This window comes from Flavobacterium sp. CG_9.1, assembly GCF_015751645.1.
GTDB classification, from domain to species: domain Bacteria; phylum Bacteroidota; class Bacteroidia; order Flavobacteriales; family Flavobacteriaceae; genus Flavobacterium; species Flavobacterium xanthum.
The window spans coordinates 52,145-72,067 of sequence record NZ_JADOVC010000021.1 but is presented as its reverse complement, the minus strand read 5'-3'; the positions used below and the strand labels follow the sequence as shown (position 1 = coordinate 72,067).

At 33.0% G+C, this 19,923-nt stretch carries 18 protein-coding genes and 1 tRNA gene; 6 read left to right on the top strand and 13 right to left on the bottom strand.

The features are described from left to right. Positions 1 to 72: 72 nt before the first annotated feature. The 5 genes from IWX83_RS12090 to IWX83_RS12070 form a co-directional block, all read right to left on the bottom strand. Positions 73 to 816: a hypothetical protein gene (locus IWX83_RS12090; protein WP_196829948.1), complete on the bottom strand. Its 744-nt coding sequence runs from the start codon at positions 814 to 816 to the stop codon at positions 73 to 75. Positions 817 to 829: 13 nt separating this feature from the next. Then, positions 830 to 1,258, bottom strand: a complete 429-nt coding sequence (locus IWX83_RS12085; RefSeq protein WP_196829946.1) for a hypothetical protein — start codon at positions 1,256 to 1,258, stop codon at positions 830 to 832. 4 nt (positions 1,259 to 1,262) lie between these two features. Continuing rightward, complete coding sequence (locus IWX83_RS12080) at positions 1,263 to 2,738, bottom strand: hypothetical protein (protein WP_196829944.1); 1,476 nt, start codon at positions 2,736 to 2,738, stop codon at positions 1,263 to 1,265. A gap of 5 nt (positions 2,739 to 2,743) precedes the next feature. Continuing rightward, positions 2,744 to 3,364 (bottom strand): DUF805 domain-containing protein, encoded by a 621-nt coding sequence (locus IWX83_RS12075; protein ID WP_196829942.1) that lies wholly within the window; start codon positions 3,362 to 3,364, stop codon positions 2,744 to 2,746. 568 nt (positions 3,365 to 3,932) lie between these two features. Beyond that, a tRNA-Arg gene (locus IWX83_RS12070) sits at positions 3,933 to 4,006 on the bottom strand. Between the two features lie 93 nt (positions 4,007 to 4,099). Between IWX83_RS12070 and IWX83_RS12065 the strand changes: the two genes are divergently transcribed. Then, a complete protein-coding gene (locus tag IWX83_RS12065) occupies positions 4,100 to 4,612 on the top strand; it encodes an adenine phosphoribosyltransferase (protein ID WP_196829941.1) in 513 nt (170 codons plus the stop codon). Here IWX83_RS12065 and IWX83_RS17260 read toward each other — a convergent pair. From IWX83_RS17260 to IWX83_RS12040, 6 genes are all read right to left on the bottom strand, one after another. Beyond that, the gene (locus IWX83_RS17260; RefSeq protein ID WP_231379978.1) at positions 4,609 to 4,749 is read right to left on the bottom strand and encodes an SsrA-binding protein; all 141 of its coding nucleotides are present in this window, start codon (positions 4,747 to 4,749) and stop codon (positions 4,609 to 4,611) included. The genes IWX83_RS12065 and IWX83_RS17260 overlap by 4 nt on opposite strands. 67 nt (positions 4,750 to 4,816) lie before the next feature. Then, positions 4,817 to 6,847, bottom strand: coding sequence for a M56 family metallopeptidase (locus IWX83_RS12060; protein ID WP_196829939.1), 2,031 nt, complete (start codon positions 6,845 to 6,847; stop codon positions 4,817 to 4,819). A gap of 39 nt (positions 6,848 to 6,886) precedes the next feature. After that, positions 6,887 to 7,252 (bottom strand): BlaI/MecI/CopY family transcriptional regulator, encoded by a 366-nt coding sequence (locus IWX83_RS12055; RefSeq protein ID WP_196829937.1) that lies wholly within the window; start codon positions 7,250 to 7,252, stop codon positions 6,887 to 6,889. 4 nt (positions 7,253 to 7,256) lie between these two features. Continuing rightward, positions 7,257 to 9,239 carry a M56 family metallopeptidase gene (locus IWX83_RS12050; protein ID WP_196829935.1) on the bottom strand — a complete coding sequence of 661 codons (1,983 nt, stop codon included), beginning with the start codon at positions 9,237 to 9,239 and terminating at the stop codon, positions 7,257 to 7,259. A 39-nt stretch (positions 9,240 to 9,278) separates the two neighbouring features. After that, the gene (locus tag IWX83_RS12045) at positions 9,279 to 9,644 is read right to left on the bottom strand and encodes a BlaI/MecI/CopY family transcriptional regulator (RefSeq protein ID WP_073355440.1); all 366 of its coding nucleotides are present in this window, start codon (positions 9,642 to 9,644) and stop codon (positions 9,279 to 9,281) included. Between the two features lie 202 nt (positions 9,645 to 9,846). Beyond that, complete coding sequence (locus tag IWX83_RS12040) at positions 9,847 to 11,064, bottom strand: MFS transporter (protein WP_196829934.1); 1,218 nt, start codon at positions 11,062 to 11,064, stop codon at positions 9,847 to 9,849. Between the two features lie 220 nt (positions 11,065 to 11,284). Here IWX83_RS12040 and IWX83_RS12035 point away from each other — a divergent pair, with 220 nt between their 5' ends. From IWX83_RS12035 to IWX83_RS12015, 5 genes are all read left to right on the top strand, one after another. Continuing rightward, the gene (locus IWX83_RS12035) at positions 11,285 to 11,887 is read left to right on the top strand and encodes a DUF1684 domain-containing protein (RefSeq protein WP_196829932.1); all 603 of its coding nucleotides are present in this window, start codon (positions 11,285 to 11,287) and stop codon (positions 11,885 to 11,887) included. Next, positions 11,887 to 12,540, top strand: coding sequence for a TatD family hydrolase (locus IWX83_RS12030; RefSeq protein ID WP_196829930.1), 654 nt, complete (start codon positions 11,887 to 11,889; stop codon positions 12,538 to 12,540). The genes IWX83_RS12035 and IWX83_RS12030 overlap by 1 nt, the downstream gene beginning before the upstream one ends. 57 nt (positions 12,541 to 12,597) lie before the next feature. Continuing rightward, complete coding sequence (locus IWX83_RS12025) at positions 12,598 to 13,311, top strand: ThiF family adenylyltransferase (protein WP_196829928.1); 714 nt, start codon at positions 12,598 to 12,600, stop codon at positions 13,309 to 13,311. A 280-nt stretch (positions 13,312 to 13,591) separates the two neighbouring features. Then, positions 13,592 to 14,266, top strand: coding sequence for an HAD family phosphatase (locus IWX83_RS12020; RefSeq protein WP_196829926.1), 675 nt, complete (start codon positions 13,592 to 13,594; stop codon positions 14,264 to 14,266). 53 nt (positions 14,267 to 14,319) lie between these two features. Then, positions 14,320 to 15,165 carry a DUF2911 domain-containing protein gene (locus IWX83_RS12015; RefSeq protein WP_196829924.1) on the top strand — a complete coding sequence of 282 codons (846 nt, stop codon included), beginning with the start codon at positions 14,320 to 14,322 and terminating at the stop codon, positions 15,163 to 15,165. A gap of 355 nt (positions 15,166 to 15,520) precedes the next feature. Here IWX83_RS12015 and IWX83_RS12010 read toward each other — a convergent pair whose 3' ends face one another. Then, on the bottom strand, positions 15,521 to 17,245 hold the full coding sequence (locus IWX83_RS12010; protein ID WP_196829922.1) for a sodium:solute symporter: 1,725 nt from the start codon (positions 17,243 to 17,245) through the stop codon (positions 15,521 to 15,523). 122 nt (positions 17,246 to 17,367) lie between these two features. Then, a complete protein-coding gene (locus IWX83_RS12005) occupies positions 17,368 to 19,899 on the bottom strand; it encodes a PIG-L family deacetylase (RefSeq protein WP_196829920.1) in 2,532 nt (843 codons plus the stop codon). Positions 19,900 to 19,923: the final 24 nt, after the last annotated feature.

The following is a 19,923-nucleotide window of genomic DNA, read 5'->3' as shown; positions in this document are numbered from 1 at the left end:
AATTCAACTGTTTTCATAATGTCGTTTTTTAGGACATCTAAGTTACGAAAAACTCATCGGTGTTTGCGTTTGCTAAATCATGGATATTTCATAATACGATAATGCTGCTTTTGTTTTTGAGATAAAAGTAGACTTGTCAATTTTACTTTCATCATCTGGAGCGACACCAAAATAGGGTAGCATAGTAACGGCTCCAATAGGGGCATCCTGAAGGTATTTCCATGTTGATAAATTATGATCCGCATTACGAATGTTTTTTACCAATAGTGGGAATCCAGCGGCACCAGTTCCGCCAAAAATGGAACTAATAATAAAAATTCGATCTTCCTGACTAAAAGTAGATGCGAAATTTTTAAAATCTTCTGATTGTTTGAATTGATTTAAAACTACACTCCCAATATTAGGGTTTCCTTTAAAACCTACTTCCATATCTGCATTTAGATTGTCTTCTGAAAACAATAAATTGATTAAGGCTTTATTGTTTTCATCCAAACCACTATATTGGATATAATCTTTAAACTTTTCGTTTTTTATATCACTTAAAACCAATCTGAAATTTTGTGTGATATTTGATATTTTTGTTTTGAAAAATTGATTTTTATCAGCATCGGTAAAACTTAATTTCAGATGGATTTGTTGATAATTTTTTAATATATCAATGGTGCGGCTAACATCTCCATTAGCCTCGTCAGGATCGATTATAATAGGTACAACTTCATATTTATTGATGTCTACACCTGATGCCAAAAGCATCGCAAGCGATTTTATTACTCTTGAACCGGTACCGCCAATTCCAAACACATATAATTTAGCCATGATTTTAATTTTTTTAGAAAGGTGTTTTACTTGCTCGAACACTTTTAATTTTTAATACTATTGAAAACAGAAAAGAAAAAATTATTGCCCAAAGCACATTTACCATTGAAAAAGTAAAATGTTCCGTAAACGAATAGGGGCTTCCCTCTGTTGATGTGGAATAAAAGTCTTCAATTGCTACTGTACTTTGGTAGTAGGCCGTAGCAAAATTTATTATTCCAATGACTAGTATCCAGATCAACCAAAATCTTTTTTTATAAAAACCGCCGTAGTTTGAAATGAAATAGTAATAGATTAATTCTAGAATTGCAGAACTTATAAGCATTATGAGGCCAATACTCATATATGCATTAGCTTCGAACAAATCATTAGAGAATCCGTCTAAATAAAATAGGTCTCCAAGAAAAGTTCCTTCATATAAAATTGCAAAAAAATCATTCATATAGTTATTTTTTAATATTTATTGTTAATTCTAAATAGTCATTGTTTTTGGATTCGGTTTCATAAGCTTCATTGATTCCTTCGATGAGATACTTTATTCCAAATGTATTATTACTGTTTTGGCTTACGTTACTGTCATCATTAGTATTCGTTTCATACACCCATTTAGGGATCTGTTTTTTTAACGTAAAAGTCAGGTTAGTAAAGTTTGGTGTTGTAGATTCAAAAACAATGTAATGCGTTGGTTTCGCATTTGTCTTAGCCAACATATTAACTGAATTTGGTTTTATGTTTTTCTCCGTAAAGGGATACATTCCTTTAATTTTATAATTAGCATCTTTAATGGAGTAATTTCTTTTATCTAGGATATAACTATCTTCAACTGGGATAGAGCTCATGTCTACAGCCACAGCGAATATTAAGTTAGAGGAATTTCTATCATTAATCGATATATCTTCAATTCCCTTTATAGCACCATTATCTGAAAAACCTCTGTCGGGTTTGAATCTACCAGAATCTTCGTTTGTATTGATAACAGAAAAATAAATTCCTTGAGAATAATTATTTAAAGTTAAATTGTATTTATTCTCAAATCCTTCCACTTTTCCCTTAACCAATTTAATGTTTTCATTAAAGTTAGTCATTGCTTTATCAGTGGCCATTATGGTAATGTAATAGGGTCTCAGTTGACCGGATATTTGCGTTTTTTTATTGTCTTTATCATAATAAGTCCCGTTAAACTCGGAGGTCAGTTTGACAATAGAAGTTGCTAGCCTTTCCTTGCTTTTGAATTTTGTTAAAAAAGCATCTTTGGTCAGGCTTTTTTGGTCACTTAATAAATCTCCTGTCTTACTTCCTTTGATTGAGTAAATACAATCAGATAAAAGAATTGACATGGTGTCTTTAGCTGTTTTATTCAAAATCTGATTGAAGATATTATTGAGGTTACTATTATCTGTATCACCAATTTTAAAAGTCTTTGTGTTTAAGGTTTTTGAAAATGTAACGATATCTCCATGTATTTGGGTAGGATAAATATCAGAATTGATAAAATGGATATTTATATTTTTTTCACCGTAATAATATTTCAACATCACTAATAAATCACGAATAGCTCCTTTGAATTGGGTATTCCCATTCACATACCCATTCATACTACCGGAATTTTCAATATAAATATTTATAAAATAATTTTTTGGTGGTCCAGATGGACTTTGATCTTCTACTTTATAACCTTTTTTTTCTAAAAATGTGATCAGTTTGGTTTTATCAAAACTAGCATTAGTAAAAAACTTTTTGAATTTTCTATCCGTTTCAAATAGTTTAATTTCTACAATTAAATTATTAATTTCTAAGGGCGTTATTTTGGAATCACTTTTGGAGTATTCTTGAGCATTATCTTCAAAAGTGCTATAATCACTTCCACAACTCGTAAGCAGAAGACAAAAGAATAAGATTAGGGGAAAGAGAATTTTATGCATTTTAGCTATTTAATTTTAATAATTATATTACCCTGAGTAACTTCAAGTACATTGATGCCATCAGCTATTTTTATAAATTCATCCAAAAGATATTGGCTAGTATCATCGTGCTTTACAGTTATGCTAGCTGTCGAGTCAAGAATTTCATAATTTAAACTTTTCACGAAATTTAAACTTCGTAATTGTCGTAATACTTCCTGTAAATTGCTGTAGTTAACATTTCTAACTTCTAAGGTAGTAGTGTTATCAACTACAAGGAAGTTATCATGTACCACTCTTCTAATTACTGTTTCTTTTACTTCGGGACTAGCTGTAGCATTTTGTAATTTGGTTTGTGCTTTTGGATTTACACCATAGTCATTTGAATAATTTTGACCCTCATCAAAAAGCATCCATAAACCATATAATGGAATTATTTGCCACCAACCATTATTTCCCATATCATGGCATCTTTTTGCACCTTGCGCTAATAATAGCCAAAATAAAGGGATTATTAAAACGCTTAATAATCTAAATTCTTTAGATAAAAGTAGTATTACAGTATAAATAATGTAAAACAATATGAGACTTATTCCATATTCTAGTCTTCGAATTCTGCCGTCAAGTGAAAAAATACGTGTGAACATATATAAGATTATTTAGTAAATCGTTTTTTCAGTAAATTAACTGGAACTGTATTGGATATAAACCGAATTAGCTACTAAAGTAAAAAGTAGTAAAAAAAGTATTTTTTTCATAATGCACCGTTGTAATGTTACTTATCCAAAAACTCTAAGCAAACCTAATAATATTCAAACTTTATATTTTACGGTATTCCTCATTATGTGAAAAAAAATATTTATTAAGTTTTTTTATCATCAATTCTACTTCTAGGCTATCGAATGTAAATAAACATCGATTACAATAAATTAACAATACCCACTTTTAGTGATATTTTATTTATTTTTAATGAGGTGTTGAAATACAATTCTAATGTTGAGGAGTGCGGAGATAGCAATTTTTTTTACTAGTAAAACTATAATAAAGATGGAATATCGTTCTGCAAATTGAACTAGATACGATTAACGTAACTTAAAAGAAAAACAAGATTGCTTTAGCAGGATTGTGCTGGATTTTTAGAAACTTGATCCATTTTAAAACAGCTGATTTGCAAGTTTTATCCATAAAAAAACCCCAACATCTGTTGGGGTTTTGTGACCTTGACTGGATTCAAACCAGTAACCTCTTGAGCCGTAATCAAGTGCGCTATTCAGTTGCGCCACAAGGCCTTTTGCAAATCGTTATAATAACCTGATTGCGGGTGCAAATATAGGGATAAATGTGTAATTTGCAACTGTAAAATTGTAAAAAAATAAAAAAAAATGTCATTAGAAAAGTATATCCGTGATATTCAGGGTTTTCCTAAGGAAGGGATTTTGTTTAAAGACATCACTCCCTTGTTAATTGACCCTGTTGCAAGGAAAAAATGTCTTGAAATATTGGTTTTATCGCTTAAAGATAAAAAAATTGATAAGGTAATAGGGGTGGAGAGTCGCGGTTTTTTCTTCGGAATGCTGCTCGCTCAAGAATTAAATGTAGGTTTTATTCCAGTTCGAAAACCACACAAGCTGCCCTATGAAACTATTTCGGCAACGTATGATTTAGAATACGGAACCGATACGTTAGAAATTCACACTGATGCGATTCAAAAAGGAGACCGAATTCTGATTCACGATGATGTTTTGGCAACAGGAGGAACGGCGGAAGCAGTTTGCGAATTGGTGGAACGATTGGGTGGAGAAATCGTGCAATGCAATTTCCTGATGGAATTAGCTTTCTTAAATGGAAGGGCAAAAATCAAAGGCAATGAAATTTTTGCCGCAATTACTTATTAATCTAATGCACGTGTGGTTAGGTAATATCTAAAACCAATAATTGCCATCTGCCATTTCTTGGCTTTGACCAAATCCAGACGCTGCTTGGTAAAACTAGGTAATATGACTTTGTTGATTTTTGCTAGGATTTTGTACATAAGGTTTATTTTGTACAAAGATATAAAAAAAGACGGTTTTGATTGAAACCGTCTTTTTTAACACTTACTATTTATTTTCTTTTTGTTTGGCTTGATAGTCTTCCATTTGCTTCTCGTAGACTTTCATTTTCTTTTCGAAAATTTCCATTTTGGCATTAAAAGGCTTCATTTGTTGATCAAATTCATCCATTTTCTTTTCGAAATCGGCTATTTGAGGTGCCATTGCTTCCATTTTTGCATTAAATTCTTCCATTTTTTTGTCAAACGCTGCCCACGCTTTTTTATCACCATTTACCGGAGAACCTTTTGGCGCTAAAGGTGCTTTTGGAAAATTAAGTGCTTTGGGAGTTTTAAAGTTAAAAGTAGGAGGTGTTGGTGGAGTAGGAGGCGTTGGTGGTTGTTGCATATTGCCTTTACTAGCAACATAGTTTTTAGTAAGGATACGGATGGAATTTTTATTTGACACAGCGTCCTTTTGGACATCAACAGAGGTTATTTGATTTGGATTCATACTTTCAGCTTCGAGAGGGCTTACTTTTTTTCCATCAATATAATAATCAGCATCTCCCGGAACACCATTTACCTCTTTGGTTACCTGTGTAACAGTATAAGTGTCTTTTGTTATTTTATGAATAGATATTTTGTTTGGATCAATTTTTTCAGTGCCTAAGTCGCTATATGGAATTTTAAAAGTGAATTGAGAAGCATTTTCATCAGTTTTCTCTTTTGTCGTAATTTTAATAATAGATTGATCCTTATTTTTACTTACATCCATTGTTTTAATAGCTTTTGGATCTAATTTATCTAACTCGTTTTGAGTTGTTTTTACCCCATTGATAAAAATTTCTTTGGTTGTAGACAAAGGCGCGTTAGGAGAAATTAAAACACTTTTTTTATTCAATTGAATATCATCTTCAGCGAAATCTATGGTAAGGATTCCGTTTTCATTTTTAGAAATAATGATTCCAAATGTATTGATAGCTTCAGTTCCTTTGATTGCCATTTCCTGATTCTTTTCCTCTCCTTTTTGTAAATTAACTTTAATAGCGATTAATTCATTTTTTGAGTTTCTTTTTATCCTAGAAAAAACGGCCTTTATTCCATAGTTTTTGTTTAAAGCAGTAGTTTTTTCTTTAAGTTCTTCATCTGTAGTATTTTTATTTATTTTGTACACATCCACTGAATTTTCAATTGCTGTGGAAGATTCGATTATCATTTTTTCTGAACTTTTTTCCTGTGCAATGGTTTCAATTTGGAATAAAAACATAAAGGCAAATAGGGCAGGAAGTACAAGTGCATACTTCCAAGAATTCCTTTTGTTTGATTGATTTTTGTTTAACATAACGATTCGTTTTTTGATTAATGATTGATAAAAATGATTGGTAATGGCAACACAATTTTCATGTGTTGTTATTTTTAAAAGCGTGAGTTGATACGCTTTCTTGTCGGATAATTTTCTGGTGGCTTCGCTATCAGCAATGAATTCTAAGTTTTGTAAAATGGCCTTTTTGTACCACCAAATGAATGGGTTGAACCAAAAAATAACGCAAAAAATTCTAGAAATCAACACATCTACAGTATGATTTTGTTCGCTATGCACCTTCTCATGTTCTAAAATATTCTGTAATTCAAAACTGCTGTATAAGGAAGAATTGTAAACGATTGTGTTGAAATAGGAGAAAGGAGCAATATTTTCAGTCGTGTCTATAAACTTAAAATCAGCTTGACGTTCTATTGTTTTTCCTTTAAAAATCTTTCGCAGGCTATAAAAATCAAACCCAAATTTGGTTAATAAACATAATGTGATTAAAGAATAAGTCAAAGCCAATCCTAAATATATATACTCTTCAGTATGATTTTCCTCAGTAGCGGTTCTTATGGGTAAGGAAGACCAGTCATAATTTACAGGTGTAGGTTCTACCCACATTATTTGGGTGAAAACTACTAATGGTAAAACAGTAGCGGTTAGTAATCCTGCTAAAAGGAACCAACGATTTGCAGTAAAAAAAGTTTCTTTGCGCAACAGAAAATGATACGCTATAAAAAACAAAAAAAGTAAACCGCAGGACTTTATTAGGTAGATTGCAACTGATTCCATAAATAATTATTTTAGAAAATGACACTTATAAACATACAACTATTTTGCTTCTTGATTTTCAATCATGGCTAAAATCTCTCGTAATTCCGCAGCTGAAATTTTCTCTTCTTTGGCAAAATGAGACACCATATTTTTATAGGAACTATTGAAATAATTATCGATTGCCGTGTGCATAAAGCGTTTTCTATAGTCCTCTAAACTCACGATAGGATAGTATTGGTGCGTGTTTCCAAAAGCATTATGAGATACAAAACCTTTTTCTTCCAGATTACGTACAATAGTAGAAAGTGTGTTGTAATGCGGTTGTTCTTTTATGATTTCAGCCAAGATTTCTTTTACAAATGCTTTTTTAAGCTTCCATAAAATGTGCATGATTTCCTCTTCTTTGTTGGTCAGTTTTTGCATGATATTATTTTTTACGAAATTCTTTAGTTTCAATTTCAACAACTCCGTTTAGTGCTTTTTCACCATATTTTTTTAGCGCAATTTGCTTGGTACTTTCGGGCCCATTGGATGGTTTTTGAACACCTACTGAGACGATTTCTTCAGGTTTCAATTTATCTAGAGTTTCATAGTCACTAATTTTCCCGTTAATAACGATGACTGCTTTTTTGTAATCTACATTTTTATTGTTTTGAATTCTAGAGATGTTTTCCTCTGGCTTAGAGATTCCAAAACTAATTCCCCAACCCTTATTTTCCTTTTCGGTTATTTCAATTGCACCATTTTTTGCTGCCTTACCATATTTTGCTGTTGCTTCTTCTTCTTTTAAAACGTTAACTGCTTCAATGGTATTAGGATCAATGTTATCGGCTGTAGTTTGATTGCCGGCTACTTGACCGTTTACAACTAGGAGTGGTTTTTTTGAATTTTTCTTTCTTAGTGCTTTCTTTGGATTCTTTATTTTTTTGGTTGTAATTTCCCAAACACCATCTTTACCAAATTCACCATATTTAAGCATTGCCTCTTCTGGATCCAAGATATTTTGAGTGTCAAAATCTTCGTCAAAAGATATTTTAAGTGGAATTCCTTTTACTTGTTTTCTGCCATTTAATACAATTAGGTATTCTCTACCGTCTTTGGACATGCTATTCAAACTCCATGATTTATCTTGTTGTACATCTGAAATAACTGCGTGTCGGGGTTGCACTGTATCAGATGCATTTTGACTTTTATTGATATGGTTAAAATGTTGACTTAAGTGTGCATTCTCCTTTGCATTAGCTTGAAAACCAAAGTTAACGCTACCTGATTTCTCTTTTTCTACAAAAATAGCAAATGGTTTAATTGGGCTTTCTTCTTCAACTAAATATACTTTTTTTGCGCCCTTATTGTTTTGTAAAACGACGTTAATGGCAATGATATGGCCCTCACTATTTACTTTGATATTGGAAAAATTGACATCTAGATCGAATTCTTGTTTAAAAAGTTTGCTCTCCACATTCAGTACTTCTTCAGTTGAATTTGAGTTGACCTCGAGAACAGCTTTATCAATACTACTTTTAAAAGAAACATGACTTTCTTTTTGCTGAGCGATTACTTCAATTTGGAAGAATAATACAAAAGCAACTAATGCAGGCAGTATTATTGCATATTTCCAAGAATTCCTTTTGCTAGATTGATTTTTGTTTAACATAACGATTCGTTTTTTGATTAATGATTGATAAAAATGATTGGTAATGGCAACACAATTTTCGTGTGTTGTTATTTTTAAAAGTGTGAGTTGATATGCTTTTTTGTCAGATAATTTTCTGGTGGCTACGCTGTCAGCAATGAATTCTAAGTTTTGTAGAATAGCTTTTTTGTACAGCCAAATGAATGGATTGAACCAAAAAATAGCACAAAAAAATCTTCCAATCAAAACGTCTACGGTATGATTTTGCTCACAATGTACTTTTTCGTGTTCTAAAATGTTCTCTAGCTCGGCAGTACTGTATAATGAAGAATTGTAAACGATTGTGTTGAAATAGGAAAAAGGAGCAATATTTTCAGTCGTGTCTATAAACTTAAAATCAGCTTGACGTTCTATTGTTTTTCCTTTAAAAATCTTTCGCAGGCTATAAAAATCAAACCCAAATTTGGTTAATAAACCTAATGTGATTAAAGAATAAGTCAAAGCCAATCCTAAATAAATATACTCCTCAGTATGATTTTCCTCAGTAGCGGTTCTTATGGGTAAGGAAGACCAGTCATAATTTACAGGTGTAGGTTCTACCCACATTATTTGGGTGAAAACTACTAATGGTAAAACAGTAGCGGTTAGTAATCCTGCTAAAAGGAACCAACGATTTGCAGTAAAAAAAGTTTCTTTGCGCAACAGAAAATGATACGCTATAAAAAACAATAAAAGTAAACCACAGGATTTAATTAGGTAGATTGCTACTGATTCCATAAATAATTATTTTAGAAAATGACACGTATAAACATACAACTATTTTGCTTCTTGATTTTCAATCATGGCTAAAATCTCTCGTAATTCCGCAGCCGAAATTTTCTCTTCTTTTGCAAAATGCGATACCATATTTTTATAAGAACTATTAAAGTAATTATCGATTGCCGTGTGCATAAAACGTTTTCTGTAATCTTCTAAACTCACGATTGGATAGTATTGGTGTGTGTTTCCAAAAGCGTTATGGGATACAAATCCTTTTTCTTCCAGATTACGCACAATGGTAGAAAGTGTGTTGTAATGCGGTTGATCCTCTGTGATTTCTGCCAATACTTCTTTTACAAATGCTTTTTTAAGCTTCCATAAAATGTGCATGATTTCCTCTTCTTTATTGGTCAGTTTTTGCATGATTTTTTTATTTAAATCAAACGTACAACTATATTTTTAGTTCGCAAACTGTTTTTATAGTTATTTAACTAATTTTTTAGTTTCTGACAGATGAAGGAACTGAATTGAAGTGTTAAATCACGTTTTTGAAACGTAAAATAACTCCAAAATATACAAATGCATTATCTGAATACTGTAGAGAAAAATAATTTTTGGAAACCTATTAATTTTGCTCTTTTCGAACCAATTTTTGCAGCCAGATACAACCCGTTACAGAAAGTATTCCCAATGTTCCCATGACAAACCAGTTGGCTTGGTATCCAAAAGTGGCAATAATTTCCAGTCCGGTTTTAGAACTCGCAATGTGCGCTAAGCTGAAACTCATTGTAAATAAAGCCATATAGCGCCCTTCATGACCTTTCGGCGCACGACTTAAAGCGAAAGAGTTGGAGAAAGGAAAGATGAACATTTCGCCAAAAGTGATAAAAATAATACTCACAATCAGTATTCCTGCCCACATATTGATCATTAAGACATAAAAACTGACGGACATCAGGAAGGAACCCCAAAGAATAATTTTAAGTGTATCGATGCCTTTTCTTTGGCTAAAACTAACAATTGGCATTTCCAGAAAGAAAATCAACAGTCCATTTAAAGACAGTAAAAGTCCGCTTTGAAACTCTGTTAACCCAAATTTTTCATTATGATAAAGCGGTAAAGTAGTGAAAAGTTGAAAGAAAAGCATGGCAGTTATAAAGCAGACAAACAAGAATATCCAGAATATCTTATCTTTAAAAACAGATGCTGGAATTTCGGTTTCGCTATTGGCGGAGTCTAAATCGGCTGGTTTTTTGCGTTCTTTCACTAATACCGTAAAAATTAATATCGAAATAATACATGAACTTCCATCTACCCAAAATAATCCGCTGTACCCTAAATTCATAATAATTAATCCTCCCAAAGCAGGTCCTGCGGTAAAACCTAAATTCACTGCCAGTCTAACTAGAGTCAGCGCTCTGGTGCGATTCTCAGGTTTAGCGTACGTCGCCAAGGACACAAACATTGCGGGACGAAACATGTCAGCAACGGTCATTATAACGAACATTCCAATGCATAATCCCCAAAACGTTCGAATGTATTGTACCAAAAACAGTAAAATTCCACTAGTGAATAAACTGAAAACCATAATTTTATAAAAACCTATTTTGTCGGATAATTTACCGCCAAGCCACGAACCCAACATCGAACCAAAACCAAAAGCAACCATAATCCAGCCCACTTGTGCATAGGAAAAGCTCAAATCTTCTTTCAAATACTTGGACAAAAACGGTAAAACCATTGTACCAGCACGATTGATAAAAGTGATGAGTGTCAGAATCCAAATTTCTCTGGTAAAGCCCTTGAAATTATTTATGTAACGTTGAAAAGCAGTTTTGAGCATAAGGTTCATTTCTAAGCTACAAATTTACAATGTTTTTTAGGAGCTTTTTCCAGCTATTCGTTACAATCTTTTATTTTTTTTGCAGCAAAAAAATAAAAGGATTTCTCCCGAAGCATCGGGACTATCTGGGCTAGGAATTCGCCTTATAAACTTATTTATTCCAATACATAAACGTTGCCGCTTTATAACTTTTAAACTATTTTTGCATAAAATCATACAAATGAAAAATCTGCTACTTTTTGCGTTTTTAGTTCAATTAAATTATGGCTTTGGCCAAAACAAATTTGATGTTTCGGCGGTGGAAAAATTCCAAACAGAATTGAATGCAGAATATGCCGATGCAAAGACAAGTCCGCTGACTGCAGAAGACTTGGCAATTTTTAAAACGCTGGATTTTTATCCTGCAAACGAAACTTTTCATGTAGTTGCTAAGTTGATCAGGATGCCAAAAGAGAAGCCATTTGAAATGAAAACATCAACGGACAGAAAACCATTGTATGTAAAATATGGTGAACTTTTTTTCACAATTGATGGTCGGGATTTTAAACTGAATGTCTATAAAAATATTGAACTTTCAAAAAAGAAGGAGTACAAAGACTATTTATTTCTGCCGTTTTCTGATTTGACTTCAGGTCATGAAAGTTACATTGGCGGGAAGTATATCGATTTAAGAATTCCAAAAGGAGATACCATTGTGATTGATTTTAATACGTCTTACAATCCGTATTGCGCGTATAATTCGAAATATTCTTGTCCAAAAGTTCCTTTAGAAAACGATTTGGATATCGAAATAAAAGCAGGAGTTAAAAAATTTCACGACTAATGGAATACTTTAATTTGCATACACACAAATTCACCAATCAGTCCAACGTATTGGAATTAGTAAATCAATATCCACAGGAATTTGATGCAAGAATTCCGTATTATTCCATCGGGATTCATCCTTGGTTTATTGAGAAAGAACGAATGGAAGCTGATTTGGAGATAATCGAAAGTAAATTACAAGAGGCAAGTTGTCTCGCTGTGGGCGAATGTGGATTGGACAAACGCATCGAAATTCCTATGGAATTGCAAGAAATGGTTTTTGAAAAGCAATTGCTTTTGGCACAACAGTACAATAAACCAGTTGTGATACATTGTGTTGCTGCTTTTCAGGAATTGATAATCATAAAGAAAAAATTGAATATTTCAGTTCCAATCTTGATTCATGGGTTTTCCAAAAATGCACAAATTGCCAAACAATTAGTGGACAATGGATTTTATATCTCATTTGGAAAATATTTATTGCTCAATAAGGAATTAGAGGCTGTTTTTACTAGCGTCCCCAATAATCGATTTTTTCTGGAAACAGATACAGTTGAAGAAGGAATTGAAGCTGTTTATGAATTGGCAGCAAAATACAAAGGAGTTTCTGTCAAAGAAATACAGGAACTTGTGAATAGTAATTTTAATGAAGTTTTTGATTTCAGATTGTAGATTAACGATTGTTGATTTCAGATTGCTCAAGAACTTTAAACTTTAAACAAAAAAACGATGGCAGAGTGGACAGAAAGAGCCGAACTTTTATTCAAAAAAGAAGGTTTAGATAATTTAAAAAATGCAAATGTACTAGTTGTAGGATTGGGTGGCGTGGGTTCGTTTGCCGCTGAATTTTTGGCAAGAGCAGGAGTGGGAACGATGACCATTGTTGATGGTGACGTAGTTGATATTACCAATATTAATAGACAATTACCCGCTTTACATTCGACTGTGGGGCAACCAAAAATCACAGTTGTTGGGGATCGATTGATGGATATCAATCCCGAATTGAAATTGACTCGCGTACAAGAGTTTCTTTCGCCAGAGCGAGCTTTTGAGATTGTTTCAGAAGAATTTGATTATGTTTTAGACTGCATCGACAGTGTGACTCCAAAGTTGAATTTGATTATTGCAGCCAAGAGAAAAAGAGTCAAAATCATAAGCAGTATGGGTGCTGGTGGTAAAATGGAAGCTTCTAAAGTGAAGGTGACGGATATTACGAATACCGTAAATTGCTTCTTTGCTAAAACTATTCGCCGCCGATTGAAAGAATTTAAAATTGACAAACTGAAAGTCGTTTTTTCATCAGAAATTCAAGATGAATCAAGTTTGAAAATGACCGATGGTTCCAATTTTAAAAAATCTTTTTACGGAACCAATAGTTACATGCCCGGGTTATTTGGCTTGTATGCTGCCGAAACTGTGATTCGGTATTTATTGAAAAAGTAGCATCAGATTTCTGTTAGCGGTTTTAGGTTATCTGTTTTCTGTTATTGGTTATCTGTTATCGGTTATCGGTTATCAGTTATCGGTTATCGGTTATCTGTTATTGGTTATCTGTTATCTGTTATTGGTTATCGGTTTTAGGTTATCTGTTATTTGTTATCGGTTATCTATTATGAGTTTATGCCATTTAAAATGGTGTGATCTTCGATTGTTACTTAAGTGAGTATTGGCTAAAAGCCTCTTAATTAAATAGCTACTATCTATAAATATAATTCAAAAAAAAATGATAAAAACCGTAATTTTCGATATGGATGGTGTCATCGTTGATACAGAACCCGTACACCGTTATGCTTATTTCAAACAATTTGAAGAATTAAATATTACTGTTACCAAGGAAATGTACACCTCTTTTACTGGGTTTTCAACTCGAAATACGTTTCAGAAATTGAAGGAAGTTTTCGTAATTGAGCAAGACGTTGAAGATTTGATCCAAAGAAAACGAAGTATTTTCAATGATGCTTTTGACAGTAAAGCCGATTTGGAATTACTAGAAGGTGTTGAAAATCTTATTAAAGATTTACATCAAAACGGAATACAGTTGATTTTGGCTTCTTCGGCTTCCAAAGTGACAATTGAGCGCGTGTTTAGCCGCTTTAAGTTGCATGACTATTTTACGCATGTGGTAAGCGGGGAAGATTTTCCTAAATCAAAACCACATCCTGCAATTTTTCTGCATGCTGCCAGTTTATCTATCGCTCCAAAGGAAAACTGTATCGTTATTGAAGATAGCACTAATGGAATAAAAGCGGCGAAAGCAGCAGGAATCTTTTGTGTAGGATACAACAGTATTCATTCAGAAGCACAAAATTTATCAGAAGCCGATGTCGTAATTAATCATTTCAATGAATTAGGCTTCAATAAGGTACAGAATATACATGCTAAATTAAGAAATAATTAACAATTAGGAATAACTGAATTTGTAAATTTGAAAATCATATAAAACAGACTACTATGAAAAAAATACTTATTGTGTTTGCTATTATAATAGCAAATTTCACCATTGAGGCACAAGTGAAAACACCTCAATCCAGTCCAAAAGCAACAATTATGCAAGCTGTTGGTTTGACTGATGTCGAAATTGTTTATTCAAGACCAAGCGCAAGAGGAAGAGCGGTATTTGGTAATTTGATTCCATTTGAAAAAGTATGGAGAACGGGAGCCAATGAAAATACAACAATATCCTTTAGTGATGATGTAGTGATTAGCGGTAAAACATTGAAAAAAGGAAAATATTCGCTGTATACTATTCCGAAAATTGAAAGTTGGGAAATAATTTTCTATAAAACTACGGATAACTGGGGTAATCCAGAAGAGTGGAAAGAAGAAAATGTAGCCCTTAGAGCCACAGTAAAACAGGAAACTTTAAACAAAAGTATCGAAACATTCACAATTGGAATTAGTGGTTTAGACAATAATTTTGCCTTTTTAGAAATGTATTGGGAAAACTCGTATGCAGCGGTGAAATTTGAAGTACCTACGCAACAAAAAGCAATTGCTAACATCGAAAAAGTACTAGCTGGACCAGCTGCTGGAGATTATTTTTCAGCTGCTCAGTTCTTGTTTCAATCCAATGGCGACAATGCAAAAGCATTGGTTTATGTAAACAAAGCATTAGATATGTCTAAAGACAAACCTTTTTGGTTCAACAGATTAAAATCTTTGATTCAAGCCAAATTAGGAGATAAAAAAGGAGCAATCGAAACGGCTAAAGCATCTCTTGCTGCAGCTGAAATTGCTAAAAATCAAGATTATGTAAAGATGAATAAAGATAGTATCGCAGAGTGGAGTAAAAACTAATTCATTCCATTTTAATGTAAAATCCCGTCTCGGTAATTATCGAGACGGGATTTTTTTTTGCATTTCATTTAGGTTTCGAAATCTTATAATGAGATGTTTATGTATTGGATTTGAAATAAATTTTTAACCACTGATTCACAGATTTTATGCTGTAGCATTACTTTTCATATTAGCTTATAAAAAATAGCCACGGATTCACATATTTTATTCTTTAGTTTTTAGAGTATTGCTTTTCGTCTCATTTATTCCTTTAAAAAAAAGCACTGATTCACAGATTTTATTTTATAATCTGTGAATCAGTGACTATTTTTTCAACCCGAAAAGTTGACTTTCTTAAAGAAATAACTACTTTTAGTTAAGCTATAACTGCTTTTTGATTTCTAAAAATGGTCCATTGTAATAATAAAGAAATAACAATCGTCAGCATTGCTCCAATGAAATTAAGCCATAAATACCCTAATTTTTCTTCACCACTCGGGAAGATATAAATAGCATAATAATAAATGATAAAAATAGTAAGCTGACTAATTACGGCACTGTAAAATATAGCTTTGGATTGGACTTTATGGATGTAAAAACCAACTAAAAATATTCCTAATACGGTTCCATAAAATATGGATCCAATGATATTAACCAATTGAATTAAATTTTCAAACAGTGTTCCTACACAAGCAAAAAGGATTGCAATAATTCCCCATAATAAAGTGAAAAATTTAGTAGCATACAGATAATGACGTTCTGATTTTTCTCCTTTTACATTGCGTTTGTAAATATCAATTGCTGTAGTCGATGCCAATGCATTTAACCCTGAAGCAGTAGAGGACATGGCTGCTGAAATAATTACTGCTAACAATAAACCAATAAGTCCTTTGGGTAAATAATTAAGGATAAAGTGAAAAAATACATAATCTTTGTCGTTCGTTTCACTGTTGCTGTCGGCTTTCAGTATTATTTCTTTAGCTCGATCTCGTAAATCTTTTTCTTTATTGGACAAAGCCACTAATTCCTTTCGAAGAATTGGATTGTCATAATCTTGATTCAGTTGATCAATATACAACAAGTTAATCACTTTCTTATCTTCGGATAAATCGTCTAATTTTTGCTCCAAAGCATTGTACTCGCCTTTGTATGCTGATTTTTCAATCATGGCTTTGTTGTTTGGATTAAAATTCAACGGGACAGGATTGAATTGAAAAAAAACAAAAACCATAACTCCGGTCAATAAAATGAAGAATTGCATTGGTACTTTTAAAAGACCATTCATGATCAGTCCCATTTGACTTTCTCGAACGGATCTTCCTGATAAATAACGTCCAACTTGTGATTGATCGGTTCCAAAATAAGCTAATGCCAAGAAAAAACCTCCTGTTATTCCGCTCCAAAAAGTATATTTTTCTTCCGGATCAAAAGAAAAGTTGACGATATTCATTTTATCATTTGCACCAGCAATATGCAATGCGCTTGTAAATGTCATATCATTAGGCAAATAATGTAATATGAGAAAAAAGGTGATGAACATCCCCGACATAATAACAAACATTTGCTGTTTTTGAGTCACGTTTACCGCTTTTGTTCCTCCAGAAAAGGTATAAATGATAACCAATACACCAATAACAATATTCATGTAGGTAAGATTCCAACCCAATATTGCCGACAAAATAATCGCGGGTGCATAAATAGTTAATCCCGTTCCTAGCCCTCTTTGGAACAAGAAAAGAATAGCTGCAAGGGAACGCGTTTTTAAATCAAATCTTTTTTCTAAGTATTCATAAGCCGTATAGACTTTGTATTTATGGTACAACGGAATAAAAGTCACGCAAATAACGACCATCGCAATAGGTAGTCCAAAATAGAATTGTACAAAACCCATTCCGTCGTGGTAGGCTTGTCCTGGTGTGGACAGAAACGTAATCGCACTGGCTTGTGTAGCCATTACAGAAAGACCCACAACATGCCAAGGGGTTTCATTATTACCCAAAATAAAATCTTCTACATTTTTACTTCCTTTGGTTTTCCATGCACCATAAATTACGATAAATAATAGAGTAACAATGAGTATAACCCAATCAAATAATTGCATAATCTAAGAGTATAATTTCATAATAAGACAAAAGATCAAAATATAAATGGCATTGGCCACGAGTACCCAGGTATAGTTTTTCTTCCAGGTTTTTATTTTTTTTGTTTCCATTTGAGACTGGTTTAGTTTTTGATTTTTTGGGCAGGAATAGTTTCGGATGATTTCAGAGAAATGATATTTGAAATTAATTTATACGCCCCAGTAACACCTTCTGGCAACTCTCTAAAAAAACTAAGTCCCGTATAAATATAGTACCCTTTTCCATAAGGAGCAATTAATATAGCACCGTTTTTAGGGCTTTCACCTTTATCATTTGAAGATAAAATAGGAGTAAAGGCTTTATCATACTCACTTGGGTAATACAACCCTTGCTCTTGTTTCCATCCCTCAAAATCCTTAGAAGTTATTTTGTTTGGAACATTCAACACCAGATGGTTTGGTGCTAAAAATCGGACTTCTGCATCTTCTTCAGTAACGCGGTCGCGAGATAGTTTTAATGGAAATGGTGCGATATTTTCGGTTACCAGATCGCCCGCAGTATTGTATTGTACAAGCATCGTTTTTCCGCCTTTTACAAAATCAAAAAGTATTGTTTGCTTATTCGCTAATGCCGCTAGCGTATTGTAAGCCCGAACTCCTGTCATTACCACATCAAAATTTTCTAATTTTTCAGGTGTTATTTCTTCGGGTTTAATTAACGTAACGGTATAACCTATTTGAGTCAGGCTACCGGGAACTTCATCTCCTGCACCCATAATGTAACCAATTCGTTCGTTATTTGTCTTTAAATCCGTTTTGATGAGTTTAGCTTCCGCTGCTTTTAAAACTTGTTGCTTGGTAATGTGATCGTAATTAATTATCACTTGTTCTTTGTCAAATCGTTTGTTGCCAATTATCGCTACACTTTTGGCAACAGCCTCTTCAGACTTATTTGGTGCCGTTACTTCAAAATAAACAATTTCCTCTGTTCCTTTTTTATCGATACTAAAAGGAATAGTTTTTGGGGTTACATTCCAGTTTTGAGGAAGTTCCAATTGTAGATTTCCTTTTATATTATCTTTTCCAGCTTTGATTTGTACGCCTACGTATTTAATTTTTGTGTCTTTAAAAAGTAATACTTTATCTAAAATAGAAGTCGTTACTTCAGGAACAATATCCAGATAATTATAGACTTCACCTTTTACATCATCATTGTATTTATAAATTACGGTTCGCTCAAATGGAATTTCTATTCCGTTGATTTGAATGTTAAATATCACTTTTGCTTCCCTAATAATATCTGGAATTCCTATATTTTGCTGTTGCTTTACTGCATACATGCCATCGGTTCCCTTTTCTTCTAACCAATAAGGTTGTGTGTAGTTAATTGACTCGGGCAATTTCAAATCTAGGGATAGGTTGTTTAGAATATTATTTTTTAAGGCTAAATTTTTTGTTGTTTTTACCTGTTCTGGCAAAGTAGTGATACTAACTAATTCAATAGATGCAGCACTTCTATTAATAGCTTCGAGCTTCAGTTTTACAGTGCTTCCTGGAGTAGCTTCCTGATTTTGGGCAACAGCTTCAAGATATAAACCGGAACAGGCCGCTATGATTTCTTTTACTTCTAATAATTTTATGGGTGTCCACTGATTTTCGTCCAAATCTTTGATCATAGAATAGGCTTTCGCCAAATTTGGAATACTAGCCGATGGATTATTATGGTCGAATTTAGCTATAATGGCACTCAATAGTACGCCGATTGCTTTTCCTCCTTTTACACGGTTCCAAGTGGTATCAATTCCTTCAAAAAGAGATTTTTTTTCTTGTAAAGCATCGCCATTTATAAATTCCAGATATTCTGTTTCTTCCCCTCTAGCACCAGTGCTTCCAAAACCTTGCGATTGATGGCGACTGCGACTTAAAGCTGCTATTTCCTGATTGGACTTTCCAAGATCAGAATAATAAACGCCAGTTTGCATTGCAATTAAGTTGCTTTTATTAGCAGAATTAAATTTTTCAATAGTTCCATAAAACCACCAAGAGGTATTAAAAAATTGGCGTTTGGTTTGCCAAGGCTGCACAAATTTTAATTGTTCAGGAAAAATAGTTGGATTATTGGCTAAATCAAAACTCTCTACACTTAACATTGCAGAGGCTGTATGATGTCCGTGCGTAGTTCCGGGAGATCTGTGATCAAATCGATTTACAATTACATCAGGTTGAAATTTTCGTATGGCCCAAACTACATCAGCAAGTACTTTTTCTTTATCCCAAATTTCTAATGTTTCTATTGGATTTTTGGAAAAACCAAAATCATTGGCACGCGAAAAAAACTGTTCTCCACCATCAATTTTTCGGGCTTCGATAAGTTCTTGGGTTCTAATGACGCCTAATAATTCTCTTAATTGTGTACCTATCAAATTCTGTCCTCCATCACCGCGCGTCAAAGATAAGTACCCAGTTCTGGCCTTTTGCTCATTTGATAAATAAGAGATTAAACGGGTGTTTTCATCATCTGGGTGAGCGGCTATGTACAATACAGAACCTAAGAAATTTAGTTTTTGAATTTGATTATAAATTTCAACAGCACTGGGTTTTTTCGGATTTTGTGCTATTGTTATATGACAACAAAAAAGTAATGCTGTTAGAGCTAAAAGGTGTTTTTTTTGCATTTTTTCTAATTTAATTTGCAATAG

Coding starts and splice junctions, on each gene's coding strand:
- IWX83_RS12020 (WP_196829926.1), top strand. CDS start 13,592: ATGATAAAAACCGTAATTTTCGATATGGATGGTGTCATCGTTGATACA.
- IWX83_RS12015 (WP_196829924.1), top strand. CDS start 14,320: ATGAAAAAAATACTTATTGTGTTTGCTATTATAATAGCAAATTTCACC.
- IWX83_RS12055 (WP_196829937.1), bottom strand. CDS start 7,252: ATGCAAAAACTGACCAACAAAGAAGAGGAAATCATGCACATTTTATGG.
- IWX83_RS12080 (WP_196829944.1), bottom strand. CDS start 2,738: ATGCATAAAATTCTCTTTCCCCTAATCTTATTCTTTTGTCTTCTGCTT.
- IWX83_RS12090 (WP_196829948.1), bottom strand. CDS start 816: ATGGCTAAATTATATGTGTTTGGAATTGGCGGTACCGGTTCAAGAGTA.
- IWX83_RS12025 (WP_196829928.1), top strand. CDS start 12,598: ATGGCAGAGTGGACAGAAAGAGCCGAACTTTTATTCAAAAAAGAAGGT.
- IWX83_RS12040 (WP_196829934.1), bottom strand. CDS start 11,064: ATGCTCAAAACTGCTTTTCAACGTTACATAAATAATTTCAAGGGCTTT.
- IWX83_RS12050 (WP_196829935.1), bottom strand. CDS start 9,239: ATGGAATCAGTAGCAATCTACCTAATTAAATCCTGTGGTTTACTTTTA.
- IWX83_RS12075 (WP_196829942.1), bottom strand. CDS start 3,364: ATGTTCACACGTATTTTTTCACTTGACGGCAGAATTCGAAGACTAGAA.
- IWX83_RS12085 (WP_196829946.1), bottom strand. CDS start 1,258: ATGAATGATTTTTTTGCAATTTTATATGAAGGAACTTTTCTTGGAGAC.
- IWX83_RS17260 (WP_231379978.1), bottom strand. CDS start 4,749: ATGTACAAAATCCTAGCAAAAATCAACAAAGTCATATTACCTAGTTTT.
- IWX83_RS12035 (WP_196829932.1), top strand. CDS start 11,285: ATGAAAAATCTGCTACTTTTTGCGTTTTTAGTTCAATTAAATTATGGC.
- IWX83_RS12045 (WP_073355440.1), bottom strand. CDS start 9,644: ATGCAAAAACTGACCAATAAAGAAGAGGAAATCATGCACATTTTATGG.
- IWX83_RS12060 (WP_196829939.1), bottom strand. CDS start 6,847: ATGGAATCAGTTGCAATCTACCTAATAAAGTCCTGCGGTTTACTTTTT.
- IWX83_RS12030 (WP_196829930.1), top strand. CDS start 11,887: ATGGAATACTTTAATTTGCATACACACAAATTCACCAATCAGTCCAAC.
- IWX83_RS12065 (WP_196829941.1), top strand. CDS start 4,100: ATGTCATTAGAAAAGTATATCCGTGATATTCAGGGTTTTCCTAAGGAA.
- IWX83_RS12010 (WP_196829922.1), bottom strand. CDS start 17,245: ATGCAATTATTTGATTGGGTTATACTCATTGTTACTCTATTATTTATC.
- IWX83_RS12005 (WP_196829920.1), bottom strand. CDS start 19,899: ATGCAAAAAAAACACCTTTTAGCTCTAACAGCATTACTTTTTTGTTGT.